14 protein-coding genes are annotated in these 15723 nt (G+C 44.1%); all 14 read left to right on the top strand.

Annotation, left to right across the window (positions count from 1 at the left end; all coding sequences use genetic code 11):
- Positions 1 to 13 precede the first annotated feature (13 nt).
- The gene (locus NST09_RS16025; protein ID WP_342493113.1) at positions 14 to 1888 is read left to right on the top strand and encodes a nucleoside-diphosphate sugar epimerase/dehydratase; all 1875 of its coding nucleotides are present in this window, start codon (positions 14 to 16) and stop codon (positions 1886 to 1888) included.
- Positions 1854 to 2993 carry a glycosyltransferase family 4 protein gene (locus NST09_RS16020; protein WP_342493112.1) on the top strand — a complete coding sequence of 380 codons (1140 nt, stop codon included), beginning with the start codon at positions 1854 to 1856 and terminating at the stop codon, positions 2991 to 2993. Before NST09_RS16025 ends, NST09_RS16020 begins: the two co-directional genes overlap by 35 nt.
- 2 nt (positions 2994 to 2995) lie before the next feature.
- Positions 2996 to 3835 carry a glycosyltransferase gene (locus tag NST09_RS16015; protein WP_046344518.1) on the top strand — a complete coding sequence of 280 codons (840 nt, stop codon included), beginning with the start codon at positions 2996 to 2998 and terminating at the stop codon, positions 3833 to 3835.
- On the top strand, positions 3828 to 4958 hold the full coding sequence (locus NST09_RS16010; RefSeq protein WP_342493111.1) for a glycosyltransferase family 1 protein: 1131 nt from the start codon (positions 3828 to 3830) through the stop codon (positions 4956 to 4958). The genes NST09_RS16015 and NST09_RS16010 overlap by 8 nt, the downstream gene beginning before the upstream one ends.
- A 14-nt stretch (positions 4959 to 4972) precedes the next feature.
- Entirely contained in the window at positions 4973 to 6076 is a 1104-nt protein-coding gene (locus tag NST09_RS16005; RefSeq protein WP_171465787.1) for an EpsG family protein, read from the top strand.
- 27 nt (positions 6077 to 6103) lie between these two features.
- A complete protein-coding gene (locus NST09_RS16000) occupies positions 6104 to 7132 on the top strand; it encodes a glycosyltransferase (RefSeq protein ID WP_342493110.1) in 1029 nt (342 codons plus the stop codon).
- The gene (locus NST09_RS15995; RefSeq protein ID WP_282833385.1) at positions 7132 to 8160 is read left to right on the top strand and encodes a polysaccharide pyruvyl transferase family protein; all 1029 of its coding nucleotides are present in this window, start codon (positions 7132 to 7134) and stop codon (positions 8158 to 8160) included. Before NST09_RS16000 ends, NST09_RS15995 begins: the two co-directional genes overlap by 1 nt.
- Before the next feature lie 28 nt (positions 8161 to 8188).
- The gene (locus tag NST09_RS15990) at positions 8189 to 9718 is read left to right on the top strand and encodes an MATE family efflux transporter (protein WP_035389448.1); all 1530 of its coding nucleotides are present in this window, start codon (positions 8189 to 8191) and stop codon (positions 9716 to 9718) included.
- A gap of 20 nt (positions 9719 to 9738) precedes the next feature.
- Complete coding sequence (locus NST09_RS15985; protein ID WP_017359198.1) at positions 9739 to 10332, top strand: sugar transferase; 594 nt, start codon at positions 9739 to 9741, stop codon at positions 10330 to 10332.
- Positions 10295 to 10984 (top strand): acetyltransferase, encoded by a 690-nt coding sequence (locus NST09_RS15980; RefSeq protein WP_052463366.1) that lies wholly within the window; start codon positions 10295 to 10297, stop codon positions 10982 to 10984. Before NST09_RS15985 ends, NST09_RS15980 begins: the two co-directional genes overlap by 38 nt.
- Positions 10981 to 12144 carry a DegT/DnrJ/EryC1/StrS family aminotransferase gene (locus tag NST09_RS15975; protein ID WP_165379137.1) on the top strand — a complete coding sequence of 388 codons (1164 nt, stop codon included), beginning with the start codon at positions 10981 to 10983 and terminating at the stop codon, positions 12142 to 12144. Before NST09_RS15980 ends, NST09_RS15975 begins: the two co-directional genes overlap by 4 nt.
- Positions 12145 to 12308: 164 nt before the next feature.
- Positions 12309 to 13928 (top strand): nickel ABC transporter substrate-binding protein, encoded by a 1620-nt coding sequence (gene nikA, locus NST09_RS15970; protein ID WP_146270579.1) that lies wholly within the window; start codon positions 12309 to 12311, stop codon positions 13926 to 13928.
- Positions 13929 to 13946: 18 nt separating this feature from the next.
- Positions 13947 to 14891, top strand: coding sequence for a nickel ABC transporter permease subunit NikB (gene nikB, locus NST09_RS15965; protein ID WP_017368084.1), 945 nt, complete (start codon positions 13947 to 13949; stop codon positions 14889 to 14891).
- Positions 14888 to 15721 carry a nickel ABC transporter permease subunit NikC gene (gene nikC / locus NST09_RS15960; RefSeq protein ID WP_017359202.1) on the top strand — a complete coding sequence of 278 codons (834 nt, stop codon included), beginning with the start codon at positions 14888 to 14890 and terminating at the stop codon, positions 15719 to 15721. The genes nikB and nikC overlap by 4 nt, the downstream gene beginning before the upstream one ends.
- Positions 15722 to 15723 lie beyond the last annotated feature (2 nt).

Raw genomic sequence — 15723 nt, 5'->3', positions numbered from 1 at the left:
AGGGGGAGGAGCGTTGACTTACGCCCAAAGATTATCAATCATCGTGGCACTAGATTCATATCTCATTTTAGTTGCCGTCTTTTTTGGCTTTCAATTTGTTCAAGAGGCAGCGTTAACCGTATATACATTTGAAATGCTCGTCATTTCTTCGCTCAGTCTACTGATCGGGCACCATTTGTTTTCGTATGTTTTTCACGTGTACAAGCAAGTATGGGCCTATACAGGGGTTAGAGAGCTATTTTCTTTAATGAAGACCTTTGCGTGTTCATTTTTATTTTCCATGACGATGCTGTACATTTTTGTGCAGACATGGCCATTTCGCTTTTTATTTATTGTCTGGCTTTTCCATGTGTTATTCATCGGTGCATCTCGTATGGCATCCAGGCTGTTTCATGATGGTGCGAAGCGGTTTCAAGTTGAAAAGGAGCGGGCACTAATCATTGGCGCTGGATCAGCCGGAACCATTATCGTTCGTCAGCTTCAGCAGTCGAGTGATGTACATATTGAGCCGGTCGCTTTCATTGATGATGACAAAACAAAGCATAAGCTTGAAATTATGGGGCTGCCTGTTCTTGGGGGAAAAGAACATATTCAAACGGCTGTTGCGATGATGGATATTCAAAAAATCATTATCGCCATTCCATCCAAAAGCAGTCACACATTAAAAGGACTGTATAGAGAATGTGTAGCGACTGGAATCAAAACACAGATTATGCCGGAAATGGAACAGATTTTAAAAGGAACCCATGCGCTGAATCAATTGCGGGATGTTCAGCCAGAGGATTTGCTTGGAAGAGAGCCGATTCAATTGGATACAAGCCGTCTATCCGTTCACCTAAAAGGAAAAACGATTATGGTGACAGGAGCTGGCGGGTCCATCGGGTCAGAAATCTGTCGTCAAATTTGTGTATTTGCCCCTCGGGCGATTGTGCTTGTGGGACATGGAGAATTTAGCATTCATTCTATTTTACTAGAGCTGAAAGAATTGTATGGAGATAGCATTAGCCTATATCCACAAATTGCGGATATTCAAGATAAACAAAAAATGAGTGAAATCGTTGGTCATTTTCAGCCGGATATGATTTATCATGCCGCCGCGCATAAACATGTCCCGCTCATGGAAATTAGCCCGAAAGAAGCGGTGAAAAACAATATTATCGGGACAAAAAATGTGGCAGAAGCTGCACATGAGCACGGAGTTGAAACATTTGTCCTCATCTCATCTGACAAAGCGGTCAACCCTGCCAATGTGATGGGAGCGACAAAGCGGTTTGCTGAAATGGTGATTATGCAAATGGGGGCAAGCAGTGAAACGAAATTTGTCGCCGTCCGGTTTGGGAATGTACTCGGAAGCCGGGGCAGTGTCATTCCAATCTTTAAAAAACAAATTGAAAAAGGTGGACCAGTGACTGTTACGCACCCAGCCATGACAAGATATTTTATGACGATACCAGAAGCATCAAGGCTTGTTATTCAAGCTGGTGCACTAGCAGAAGGAAGGCAGATTTTTGTTTTAGATATGGGGGAGCCAGTCAAAATTGTCGACCTCGCAGAAAACCTCATTCACCTCTCAGGCTACACCACAGACCAGATTCCAATCACATTTACGGGTATTCGTCCCGGAGAGAAAATGTACGAGGAGTTACTCAACCAGCATGAAAAAGCACAGGAGCAAATTTTCCCGAAAATCCATATCGGCCATGCCTTGGATGGTGATCCGTATGTGCTGAACCGCTTTATTCACGAATTTAACATGATGAGTGACGATCAATTAAGACAGGCCTTGTTTGCCGCCATTGAGTCGCATGATGTATTGCCTGAACCGATGCAACGAGAGGAGGAGCCACTTGCTAATGAAGAAAAAAGTCTTGTTTTGCGCAACGGTTGATTATCATTTTAAGGCGTTCCATCTCCCGTATTTCAGGTGGTTTCAGGAACAAGGATGGGAAGTGCATACAGCGGCAAATGGCCAGCTGGAGCTGCCGTATGTGGATCAAGCGCATTCCATTCCGATTCAGCGTTCCCCTTTTCATTTGCACAACCGGCTTGCTTATGTGGAGCTGAAAAAGCTGTTAGAAAAAGAGCATTATCAGTTCATCCATTGTCACACACCGATGGGGAGTGTCATTGGCAGGCTAGCGGCGAAAACAACACGCAAAAAAGGGACGAAAGTTCTTTACACAGCGCATGGCTTTCACTTTTGGAAGGGGGCACCGCTTCAAAATTGGCTGCTTTATTATCCAGTTGAGAGATGGCTCGTTCAATATACAGATGCACTCATCACCATTAATGGAGAAGACTATGAAAGAGCCGATCGTCTGTCAAAAGAGAAGGCAGCTGTGCATTATGTTCCCGGTATGGGTGTCGATATGAAGCGGTTTGCACCAGTTGATGACACAGAAAAAGACCGCCTTCGCAAAGCATATGGTTTTACCACGCAAGATTTTATCGTGCTGTGTGCTGGTGAATTAAATGACAATAAAAATCAAGGAATGCTCATCAAAGCTTGCGTGCAGGTGTATCGGAATATACCACAAGTGAAAATTGTATTTGCTGGAGAAGGGACAAGTCGGTCGTCCTATGAAAAGCTGGTCTGTCAGCTGAATCTTGAGGAACATGTACAGTTTGCGGGATTTTGCAAACACATCGAAGATTGGATGCATATGAGCGATGTATGTGTATCAACCAGCTTGAGAGAAGGACTTGGGATGAATCTTCTTGAAGCGATGTCTGCTGAAAAGCCGGTGATTGCAACAGAAAATAGAGGGCATTGTGAGCTCGTCAAACATGGAGTGAACGGCTTTTTAGTCAAACCGCATGATGTGAATGGTTTAGCCGTTTATTTACAGCAGCTCTATCATAAAAAGGACCAGCTCCATCTGATGGGGAAAGCGGGACGGTCTATGGCTCACGCATTTGCACAGGAGCAAACGGTGAGTGCAATGGAGGAAATTTACACAACGTATATGGATCAAACAGAGAAGGTGATGTGAGCATGCGTCAGCCGAAAGTATCGATTATCATGGGTGTTTACAATTGCCAAGAGACAGTAGATGAAAGCATTGAATCGATTCTCCGTCAAACCTATGAAAACTGGGAGCTCATCATATGTGATGATGCATCAACAGATGGCACCTATGAAAAAGTGCTGCACTATACCATGCGTGAACCCGATAGAATTCGCCTCATTCAAAACGAACACAATCAAAGACTTGCCGCCAGTTTAAATCGTTGTCTTACTGAAGCTAATGGAGAACTGATTGCAAGACAGGATGGCGACGATATATCGGTGTCTACACGATTAGAAAAACAGGTTCATTTCCTTGAAGCACATCCGGAATATGATGTGGTTGGTACGGCGATGACGGTGTTTGATGAGTCAGGGGCGAAGGGCGTTCGAGCACTTGTCTCAGAGCCTGATCGAAGGGTGTTGGCAAGAGGAACGCCTTTTTGTCATGGGACGATTATGATGAGAGCGTCTGCCTACAAGGCTTTAAATGGCTATCGTTCTGTCAAAACAACCAGACGGATGGAAGATATCGATCTTTGGATTCGTTTTTTTGCTGCGGGGAGAAAAGGCTTTAATCTGCAAGAGCCCTTATACCTTGTAAGGGAGGATGAAGCGGCCTTTCAGCGCAGGAAATTCCGATATTCCATGGACAATGCCTGGCTTGTGTTAAAAGCATGCAAGCAATTAAAATTGTCGCCGTTTGATTATCTCTTTGCGCTTAAGCCGGTCATCCGTGCCTGTATGTCACCAAAGATCATGAGGTTTTATCATCAGCGGAAACTTGGAGGATCTATGGTGAAAAGGAGGACGATTCGGGATGAGTGAGCCAAAGCGTGTACTTCATGTTGTGGGCGGAATGAACAGAGGCGGTGCAGAAACGATGATCATGAACATCTATCGTGCAATCGACCGAAATGTTCTTCAATTTGATTTCATTACCCACCGGGAGGATGCCTGTGATTACGATGAGGAAATTCGTCAGCTTGGCGGGCGGATTTTTTATGTCCCAAGTATTGGAGCGTCCTCTCCATGGACGTTTGTCCAAACGTTGACGAAGACGATTAAGCAAACGGGACCTTATCAGGCGGTGCATGCACATACAGATTTTCAAACGGGCTTTTCTGCCCTTGCTGCGAAACTGGCAGGTGTGAAGATACGCATTTGCCATTCACATAATACCGCTTGGAAACAGTCTCCTAGCCGGGTGGATCATTTGATGCTCAAAGGATTTCGTCAGCTGATCTTTGCCTTTTCTACGAAGCTTGTTGCATGCGGTGAAGATGCCGGTGTCTTTTTATTTGGACAAAAAAGAATGCACGATGGACGAGTGGACATTTTGCCAAATGGGATTGATTTGAACCTTTTTTTTCAGTTGGAGCCAGAAGCGAAGGTGAAGATGAAAAAAGACCTCCATCTTCACGAGAGAAAACTGATCATTGGACATATTGGCCGATTTCATGAGCAGAAAAACCATGTTTTTTTCATCGAATTAGCGCAGACACTGAAAAAACAAGGGGTCTCCTTTCAGCTAGTTCTCATAGGAGATGGGCCGCTCCGGCCAGTGGTTGAATCGTATGCAGTGAAAGCAGGATTAATGGAAGACATTGTGTTTACGGGCGTTGTCTCAGAGGTTCCGCAGTATATGAAAGCATTTGATGTGTTTGTGATGCCGTCTTTGTTTGAAGGTCTTCCGCTCGTATTAGTGGAAGCGCAGGCATCTGGACTCCCATGTGTGATTTCAGATCATATCACAAAGGAAGTCGATTTAGGTTGTGGGCTTGTGAAACGGAAGTCCTTGCAAGATTCAGCACATGAGTGGATGAAAGCCATACTAGAAGCCTACCATGCAGACCCTCCTCTTCAGGAGACGATTATTTCTCAGCTTGGCATTAGAGGATTTGATGTGAAACAGAACATCACCCGTGTGATGAATGTGTATGGATTATAAGGAAGGATTGGCAGATGGCGGTTTATTTGGTGAACATGATCATGGTCTATTTATGGTCGAGCTTTGCTGCATTTTATGGCAGACGTGATGATACCATACAAAGCGGCTGGCGGCCGAACAAGCTTCTGGTGTTTTTTCCATTTTTATTTCTTTGTATTGTGGCGGGCATACGCTACAAAGTAGGAACTGATTTCGTCACCTATGGACAAATGTATGAGTTCTCCGTCAACTATGACAAGCCTTGGCATATTTTCGGATTCGGTGTAGACAAGGCCGCCACTGATCCGGGCTTTACATTGATCTTGTGGATGCTCAATCAACTGTCACATGAGCCGCAAATCATGTATATCACAGTTGGGATCATCACCTATTTTTTTATTATCAAAACACTTGTGCGATATGGACGGCCATTTGAGCTTAGTATGCTGCTATTTCTCGGCACATTTCATTATTACGCTTCGTTCAATGGCATGCGGCAGTATATGGTGGCAGCGATTCTTTTTTATGCCATCCAGTTTGTCATCAAAGGTCAGTGGAAATGGTATTTTCCGCTCGTGCTTGTATGCGCGCTGTTTCATTCCTCGGCACTCATTATGATTCCAGTCTATTTCATCGTCAGAACAAAGGCATGGTCTTGGATGATGTTTGTGTTATGTATGATTTTTCTAGGCTTAACCGCTCTGTATGACCGCTTTGTCTCCGTGTTTGTGGTGATGCTGCAAGGGAGTTCTTATGGTCATTACGAGGAGTGGCTGACAACGAATACGAATGGAATGAATGTGACGAAAATTGGTGTCTTGATTTTGCCGTTATTGCTTGCGTTCTTTTGTCGAAAACGACTTCGTGAGCTGACGCCAGAGAGTGATTATATTGTGAATTTTTGTTTGCTTGGTTTTTTGTTTGGCATCCTTGCAACGAAGGATGTCATTTATGCAAGATTTCATATTTACTTTGGTCTGTATCAGCTCATTTTACTGCCTTATTTCACACGGATTTTTGATCAACGAACCAATTTCTTTATGTATATCGGAATTGCGGTTTGCTATATTTTGTACAGCATCATGCTGATGCCGTTTGATTCTTCTGTTTTACCGTACCGAACAATTTTTACAAAGTAGATTTGAAGAAAGGTGGGGCTTGCTGTCATGCCAGCTATCAGTCTATTGGTCGCAGTCTATAACACTAGTCAATATGTCGAGCAGTGTCTTCAATCGATTGCAGACCAAAGCTTTTCAGATATAGAGGTCATCCTCATTAACGATGGATCTACCGATTACAGTGGAGACATCCTTGAAGCGTTTGCTGCGCGTGATGAGCGATTTCGGGTGATTCACCAAACCAATCAAGGGCTGGGAGCGGTGAGGAACAGGGGCATAGAAGAAGCAACAGGAACGTATCTTGCCTTTGTTGATTCAGACGATGTTCTCGCTCCTCAATACTGTGAGGCTTTATATCAAGAAGCCGAAAATACCGGTGCCGATCTTGTTATCAGTGAATATTGGATTCAGTTTGAACAGTCAAAACGGATCATACCGACGACGCTGTTAGCTCAGCAGGAAGCCGATAAAACAAGTTTAATAGAATCGTTATTACATGGTGAGATCACGGGATTCTCATGGAATAAGCTGTATCGGCGGGCGTTTATCGAAAAGCATCATATCCGTTTTCCGTTGAGAGGTGAGCTTGAGAATATTGAAGATCAATATGTCACGCTGCGCTGTTTTTCTTTATCACGTGTCATTGCCTTTGTTCATGAGCCGCTTTATTATTACCGGGTTCATTTGTCATCCATTGTCCAGCGATATCAAAAGCAGTATTTTCAGCATGGACTGGCGTTTTATGACGCGCAGCGTTTGTTTTTAAAAGAGCATGATGAGCTGACACCATATGAGAAGGCTTTTTGTTTTTTTATCGTGAATCATACGCTGCATTGTATGCTCAATGAATGGAAGAGCCAAAATTCCCTGTCCTTTCAAAAAAAGCTTGGTCATATGCGTGAAATGGTGACACATGAAGCTTTTCAGAAGGCTGTGAAACAAGTGGAACCATCGAAGCTGACTGTGCGCAAGCGAATGATCTTATTCCTTGCTAGGCTGCAGTGGGTGTATCCGCTCTCTGTCGCAGCTTCAAGCTATCAAAAATGGATTGAATATCAAACGAGAAAATCGGGGTGATGATTGTGACATTGCAGCAATTAAAAGCACATGCCGCAGAGTGGCTGCTCTTAAAGGTCAAGTATCCGCTCCAATATAGGTTGAGCCGCCAAAGACTGCCAGAGCTGCGTCATCAGAAGAAAATCATTCTCACGCTGCTGCCGGCACATGACAACTTAGGTGATCACGCGATTGCCTATGCCAGCTGCTGTTTTTTACAAAAGCACTTTCCAGACTATCAAATCATAGAAGTAGACATGCAGGAGATGTATCGTCTAGCACGTCCGCTGAAGCACGCGCGGCACCCAGAGGACATTGTCTGTATCATCGGCGGGGGCAACATGGGCGATTTATATCGATATGAAGAATGGACAAGACAATTTATCATGAATGCCTTTAAGTCCTATCCCGTCATTCAGCTGCCCGCTACTGCTCATTTTACAGAAACAAAGAGAGGGAAAAGAGAAGAACGCCGCGCTATTCAAGCATATCAACAACACCCGAGGCTTCTTTTGATGGCAAGAGATCAAACCACCTATCAATGGATGAAGCAGCATTTTCCTAATAAAGAGGTGTGGAAACAGCCTGATATGGTCCTGACATTAGACGAAACATCAAAGAGTCAAACCCGTAAAGGAGTGCTGCTTTGTCTGCGTGAGGATAAGGAGGCATATCTCACGAAAGAGAAACGAGAACAACTGCAGGAGCATATCAAAGAAACGTATGATCAAGTTGGTTTTATCACAACAACCATTGGTAAGCGAGTAAATCGAACGACTCGTTTAGAGGAATTATCCACGTTATGGACGCAGTTGAGACAGGCACAAGTCGTCGTGACAGATCGACTGCATGGCATGATCTTTTGTGCGATCACACAAACACCGTGTGTTGTCATCAGGTCGTTTGATCATAAAGTCATGGAAGGATATGAATGGGTAGCGCACTTGCCGTTTATGACCCTTTTGAAGGAACCAACGGAGGAAGCGGTGAAAAAGGCCATTCATCAGCATATGAAAACAAGCGGACAAAAGGGAGAGGAAGCTGGATGAAGGCCCTTAAACACTGCGTGAAATCACCATGAACCGTGCGTTTCTTTACAATGTCAGTGCAAATGTGATGACGTTTATCTTGATGATGCTGATGTCTGTTTGTTTAACGCCTTACATTGTTCATACACTTGGAGTGGAAGCGTTTGGTCTGATTCATCTGACGCAAAATATGATCAATTATTTATCGGTCATTACGGCTTCATTAAGTGCTGTGGTGGTGCGTTTTTTTTCTGTTGCGGCTCATAAAGGAGAGATGGAACAAGCGCAGCGCTATCTCGCTTCCTATTTTGTCAGTTCTCTCTTTTTATCCATCTGTCTTTTTTTACTTTGTCTATTCATGTCTCAGCAGCTGGTTGATTGGCTCCATGTGCCTGCTCATCTTGCAAAAGATACACAGATCGCCTTTGTGTTAGGGGGTCTTTTATTTATGCTCAATTTCGTCATGTCTGGTATTGGGGCGGCACCATTTTATGCGAACAAATTATATGTATCGAGTGTTGGACAGGCCATTCAGATGTTTGGCAGGGCGCTTGTGATTGTTCTGTTATTTACCGTGACAACACCAGCCATTTGGCATATTCCGCTTGCAGCCGTTATAGGGAGTCTCGCCGCTTTGGGAATGGGTCTCTATTATTTTAAGAAACTCATTCCTTGGTTTTCGTTTAAGTGGCGGTACGTTTCTTTATCTTCAAGTCTCACGCTGGTTCGATCAGGGGTGTGGCATTCATTTGAACAAATGGGCATTTTGTTGTTTTTACAAATCGATTTATTGATGACCAACTTACTGATTGGGGCAGAAGCGACTGGACAGTATGCCGCCATTTTACAATTTCCATTATTATTGCGCACCCTTGCAGGGACACTTGCGGTTGTGTTTGCGCCAACGATCACAAAATTATATTCAAATCAAGACGAGCAGGGGCTCATTCAATACGCTGCCAAAGCCATGAAATGGAGTGGTTTATTTGTGGCATTCCCCGCGGCTCTGTTAGGAGGTCTTGCCGGTCCGCTCATGCTGTTATGGCTTGGACCAGCCTTTGAGGAGCTGAAATGGCTGCTGATGATTCATGCGGCTTATTTGTGTTTCACGTTGATGTTTTTACCGCTGACCTATGTACCGACTGCCTTTAACCGATTTAAAGTGCCGGCGGTTGTGACACTCATATTAGGCGGTTCCAATGTCCTGTTCGCCTATGGACTGACTCACCTACTTCAGCTCGGGTTATATGGCATTGCATCAGCAGGAGCCGTTGTTTTATTGATGAAAAATATCGTCTTTCTCCCATTGTATACAGCCAAGATCACGAAACAGAAAAGTACCATCTTTTACAAACATACAGTCGTTCCGCTGTTTGGGGCTCTGTTCATATGGGGGATCTGTGCCGGCATTCAGGCTGTGTATGATGTGACGAGATGGTGGGAGCTATTTTGTATTGGCGGAATATGTTTCGTTCTCTACTTAGGCTATTTGTATCAATTTGCAGGAACAAAACAAGAGCGGATACAGCTCATGCGTAAGGTGAAACAAGCTGCTATTGAACGAGCTGTCTCCCGCTAGTGTGGAAAGGAGAAGCAATGATGAAAAGAATAATAGATGTGGTCGTGGCACTGACACTGCTCATCGCAGGGAGTCCTCTTTTCCTTCTCATCTATGGACTCATTCGGTGGAAAATCGGAGCGCCTGTGGTGTTTCGACAAGAACGGCCTGGTCTGTACGGACAGCCGTTTATGCTTTATAAATTTCGGACGATGACCGAGGAACGCGATGAACATGGCGTACTGCTTCCAGACCATCTTCGATTAACAAAAACCGGCGCCTTTATTCGTAAGCTCAGTCTTGATGAATTGCCGCAGCTTGTCAATGTACTCAAAGGGGAAATCAGTCTCGTTGGACCAAGACCGCTTTTAATGGAGTATTTACAAATGTACACAGAGGAGCAAGCGAAGCGTCATCTTGTAAAGCCTGGTATCACTGGATGGGCCCAGGTGAATGGGAGAAATACTCTCTCTTGGGAGGAGAAATTCACCTATGACCTCTGGTATGTAGAGCACCAATCGTTTTGGCTCGATATGAAAATCTTATGGATGACCTTGCTGAAAGTCATCAAAACAGAAGGGGTGCAGCAGCCAAATCATGCAACAGCTGAAAAATTCAAAGGAACTGATACGTAAAGAGCAGCCCATTGGCTTAATAGGGGCTGGCGGACACAGTAAGGTCATTCAGGAGTTGATTTTTTTGCATCCTGAGTACTCATTGTGTGCTGTATTAGACGATCGATTTGAGGAAGCTGACCCTCAAACCGGCATTCTGTATGGTCCGATTTCTATGAGTCAAAAGGTAAGAGATGAAATACCTGATATGCAATGGCTTATTGCCATTGGGCAAAACGAAATCAGACAGAGGATCAAAGAACGTCTCGCATTTGAAGAGAGGGCATTTGCCACACTGATTCATCCAGAGGCAGTTGTGAGCTCGTCAACGAAGGTTGGCCGGGGAACGGTTGTGATGGCAAGGGCTGTTGTGCAAGCAGATGCAGTGATCGGTGAGCATGCCATTATCAACACCGGTTCTATCGTGGAGCATGACTGCTTTCTCGAATCCTTTACGCACCTATCCCCGGGAGCTGTGCTCACCGGCTGTGTCTCTGTGCGAGAGGGTGCTCATATTGGAGCTGGGGCTGCTGTCATACCTGGCAGAACCATTGGAAGCTGGGCAGTAATCGGCGCAGGAGCGGCAGTGACCCGAGATATACATGATCAGAAAGTCGCTGTAGGCGTTCCTGCAATTGAGATCAAAGATCGAAGAGAAGGTGGGAAATCATGAGAGACAGGAAACGAATCTACTTATCTCCTCCTCATATGAGTGGAAAAGAACAGAAGAAAATAGAGGAGGCATTTAAAAGCAATTGGATTGCACCATTAGGACCGCTTGTAAATGAATTTGAGCAAGTGGTCGCGGATTATGCAGGCGTGAAGAGTGGAGCGGCATTATCTTCAGGAACAGCAGCCATTCACCTTGCCTTAAAACTCATTGGCGTTCAAAAGGGAGATATGGTCTTTTGTTCCACTCTCACATTTGTTGCCAGTGCAAATCCTATTTTATATGAACAAGCGACGCCTGTTTTTATTGATTCAGAAAAAGAGACATGGAATATGTGTCCGCTGGCGTTAGAGAAAGCCTTTGCTGAAACAAAACGACTTGGGAAAAGACCCCGTGCGGTTATTGTCGTTCATTTATACGGACAAAGTGCAAAAATGGATGAAATCATAGCGGTGTGTGAGGCATATGATGTGCCAATCATTGAAGATGCGGCTGAATCGTTAGGCAGTATATATAAAGGAAGAAAAAGCGGTTCAATGGGCAGGTTCGGTGTGTACTCTTTTAACGGAAATAAAATCATTACAACATCAGGAGGCGGAATGCTTGTCAGTGATGATGAATCAGCCATCGACCGCTGCCGATTTCTCGCGTCACAGGCAAGAGAACATGCCCTACACTATGAGCATCAAGAGGAGGGATATAACTATCGGATGAGCAACCTGCTCGCAGGTGTAGGAATTGCACAAATGGAAGTGTTAGAGGAGCGTGTTCAGCAAAAACGTCGCATTTTCGAGCGTTATCAAGATGCTTTAGCCGATATTGAGGGCCTTCAATTTATGCCAGAATATCAAGAAACCACATCAAACCGCTGGCTGACCACATTCACCATGGATCATCATGCACAGATGTCTCCAGTAGAGATGATAGATGCTTTAGAACAAAAGCAGATTGAAGCAAGGCGTGTATGGAAGCCACTGCACCAGCAGCCGCTCTTTCATGGTTATCCTTTTTATACAACAGCCGATGAAGTCCCTGCATCTGAGTTGTTATTTGAGACAGGTCTTTGCCTGCCATCTGGTACAAGCATGACAGACGCGGAACAGGAGCTTGTCATTGATACACTGTACAACGCCCTGCAAAAGAAAGCATTACCCTCCTCATAGGCTGCTCGTTCATCAGCAGCCTGCCTCTCTTTTTAACAAATCCCTCAATTTATGGAATAATAAGGAATGTATATTGTCATTTCGTTTCAAATATGATATTGACAACAGAGTCCTTCCTCCTTAAAATGAAAATGATTATCAGCATCAATTAGGAGGAGCAACTTATGTCGATTTGGAGTAATTTTCCGAAAATTAAAATAAATACAATATTACCTATCCTACTGATCTTCTTACTAGTAGGCTGTTCTCAATCAAATAATGGAGCAGGTGGAGACAAGGATCATCCCGATATGATCACCATGGCATGGCCAAGAGATATTGGCGAAATGAATCCACACATATACAATCCATCACAATTGTTTGCCCAATCCATGATTTACGAACCATTGGTGAGCTATCAAAAAAATGGAGAGCTTAAACCTGAATTAGCAAAATCATGGGATGTTTCCAAGGATGGCAAGGTGTATACGTTCCATCTTAGAGACAATGTCACGTTCTCAGATGGATCTAAATTTAATGCGAACATTGTGAAAAAGAATTTTGATACGATTTTAAAAAACAAAGAAGTACATAGCTGGTTAGGTGTCATAAAGAAAATTAAAAAGACAGAAGCAGTGGACAAGCAAACGTTTAAACTCACATTAACTGAGCCTTATTATCCAACTGTTCAAGAGTTAGCTGTTGTGCGCCCCGTTCGTTTCCTAGGCGAAGCAGGTTTTCCGAAAAACGGAGATACATCAAAAGGAATCGAAAAACCAGTGGGGACAGGTCCTTGGGTATTAAAGACGTACAAAAAAGATGATTACGCGATTTTTGAACGAAATGACCACTACTGGGGAGAGAAACCAAAGGTCAAAGAAATCAAAGTGAAGGTCATTCCAGATGCCGAAACAAGAGTGATGGCATTTGAAAAAGGCGATGTAGATCTACTTTACGGAGAAGGAACGATTAGCCTTGATGCTTTTAAACAACTAGAGGCGAGCGGCAAGTATGAAACGAAGATGTCAGAGCCTGTAGCCACAAGACAGCTTGTCATGAACACAAAAGTCGATCAGCTGTCAGATGAGAAAGTGCGTCACGCCCTTCAGTATGCGATCAATAAAACATCATTGGTGGAAGGTGTGACCTCTGGCTTAGAGGATGTAGCAGATCACATCTTGCCGACAAACATGCCATATACGTCAGGCATCCGGGTGAAATCTTTCCAATATGATGTGGACAAAGCGAAGGCTTTACTGGATGAAGCGGGCTGGACGCTTCCAAAAGGAAAAACCATACGCGAAAAAGACGGAAAAACGCTTGAGTTTAGTATGATGTATGACTCAGCAGAATCGATTCAAAAAACAATGGCTGAAACACTGCAGGCAGAATGGGCAGCTATTGGCGTTGGCGTCAAACTTGAAGGTGTCGAGCTGGCGACGCAGGTTCAGCGGTTTAAAGCGAACAAATTTGATATGAACTTCTTTAGCAATTACGGAGCGCCGTATGATCCGCATACATTTATGAACGTTGTCTCATCAGATGGTTTTGGATTCAAAGAAGCGATCTCAGCGTATCCGAATAAAGATAAGCTGATCAAAGAAATGACAGAGATTCCATCAACAACAAATGAAAACAAACGCAAAGCACTTTATTCGTCCGTCTTATCTTCCTTGCAAGATCAAGGGGCGATTGTGCCAATCTCTTATTTTAAAAAGACAGCTGTTTATCAAAAAGATGTGAAGGACTTTGATTTCCCTGCGAATCGAGATGAACACCCTTTCACAGGCATCAAGCTGAAGTAACAGAAGGAAGGTAAGCAAATGAGCCGCTATATCATCAAACGAATGTTATCTATCATTCCTGTATTTCTACTAGCCACACTGTTCACAACTGGCATGATTCATCTGTCACCAGTTGATCCAGCGGAGGCATATTTAGCAGCGGCTCATATTCAGCCTACTGATGAGGTATTAGCCCAAAAACGAAGTGAATTTGGTTTAGATGAACCTTTTTACATGCAGTACCTTCATACGATTGAAAAAGTCGTCCGTCTTGATTTTGGGCGGTCGTATATGACCAATCAGCCTGTGCTTGATGAGGTGATCTATCGAATACCTGCGACGATTCAATTGGCGTTCACTAGTCTGCTGATCGCAATTTGTGTCAGTATTCCACTAGGCTTTTTCAGCGGGGTGAGAAAAAATGGCGTTGTAGATCATGTGAGCCGGTTGATTTCCTTCCTAGGAGCATCTATCCCGACCTTTGTTTTGGGGTATTTGCTCATCTTCTTTTTTTCAGTGAAACTCGATCTTTTACCTGTTGAAGGTGTTGGTACATGGGAACATCTTGTACTGCCATCCATTACACTGGCTGTGCCGTTAATTGCGATGTATACGAGATTATTGCGAGCGAGTGTGAGTGAGACGCTTCACGAGCCTTTTGTTCAATATGCGAGAATGAGAGGGTTAAAGGAACAATCGATTATGTTCAAACATGTCTTCAGAATGGCGATATCACCGATGCTGACAGGACTTGGCGTGAATCTTGGCAAGCTGCTCACAGGGACCATTATTGTAGAGGCTGTTTTTTCATGGCCTGGATTTGGACGATTTTTTATTGAAGCGATCTTTAACCGAGATCTGCCGGTCATTCAATTTTATGTGTTGATGGCAGCGTGTATCTTTATCTTAAGCAGCTTGATAGTGGATCTTCTTCTGCTGCTCATTGACCCCCGTATTTCTAGAAAGGAAGGCCGCCAGCCATGATGACAAAAGTAAAACATCTTTTCTATCATCAAAAGATGATCTCGATCTGTGTGCTGCTGCTCGGTCTCCTGCTCATTGTGACAATATGTGCACCATGGATCGCTCCGCATGACCCAGCGGCTGTCAATCTTGCAATGAAGCTAAAGGGTTCTTCATGGGAGTATCCTCTAGGCACCGACCAATTGGGAAGATGCAATTTATCTCGTATTCTATATGGTGCTCGTATTTCACTAGGCTGTGCGTTGTTAATCTTTGTTTCCTCTCTATCTATCGGTTTAATCGTAGGGCTGATTTCTGGATATAAAGGCGGCTGGATCGATCACGTATTGATGAGATTGTGCGACGGGGTCATGGCATTTCCGAATTTGGTGCTGATCCTCGGATTAGTCGGTATTTTTGGACCAGGGCTTTCTCAAGTGGTGCTGGCTTTGATGCTTGTGCAGTGGGTGTATTACGCCCGCGTCTTTCGAGGGATGGTGCTTAGTTTAAAAGAACAAAACTTTATTGCAGCTGCGAAGATTAGTGGTACTTCTCATTGGAATATCATGAGAAAGCATATGATTCCGAATGTACTGCCGCCACTCGCGGTTGTGGGCACACTTGAAATGGGCTGGGCGATTATGGACATTTCAGCCATGTCTTTTCTAGGCTTAGGGGTTCAGCCGCCTACGCCTGAATGGGGAGCGATGATCCATGAAGGAAAATCTTATATTCAAACAAATCCTCAGCTGATGCTTTATCCGGGCCTTGTGATTATGGCTGTGGTCATTCTATTCAACTTACTGGGAGAAGCTCTTTCAGAGAAATATGGCATCAAACGTCGTGTGTAAAG

Source organism: Bacillus sp. FSL W7-1346 (assembly GCF_038593335.1).
Classification (GTDB): domain Bacteria; phylum Bacillota; class Bacilli; order Bacillales; family Bacillaceae; genus Bacillus; species Bacillus altitudinis.
The sequence above is the reverse complement of the archived record's forward strand: the minus strand, read 5'-3'. Positions and strand labels throughout refer to the sequence as shown.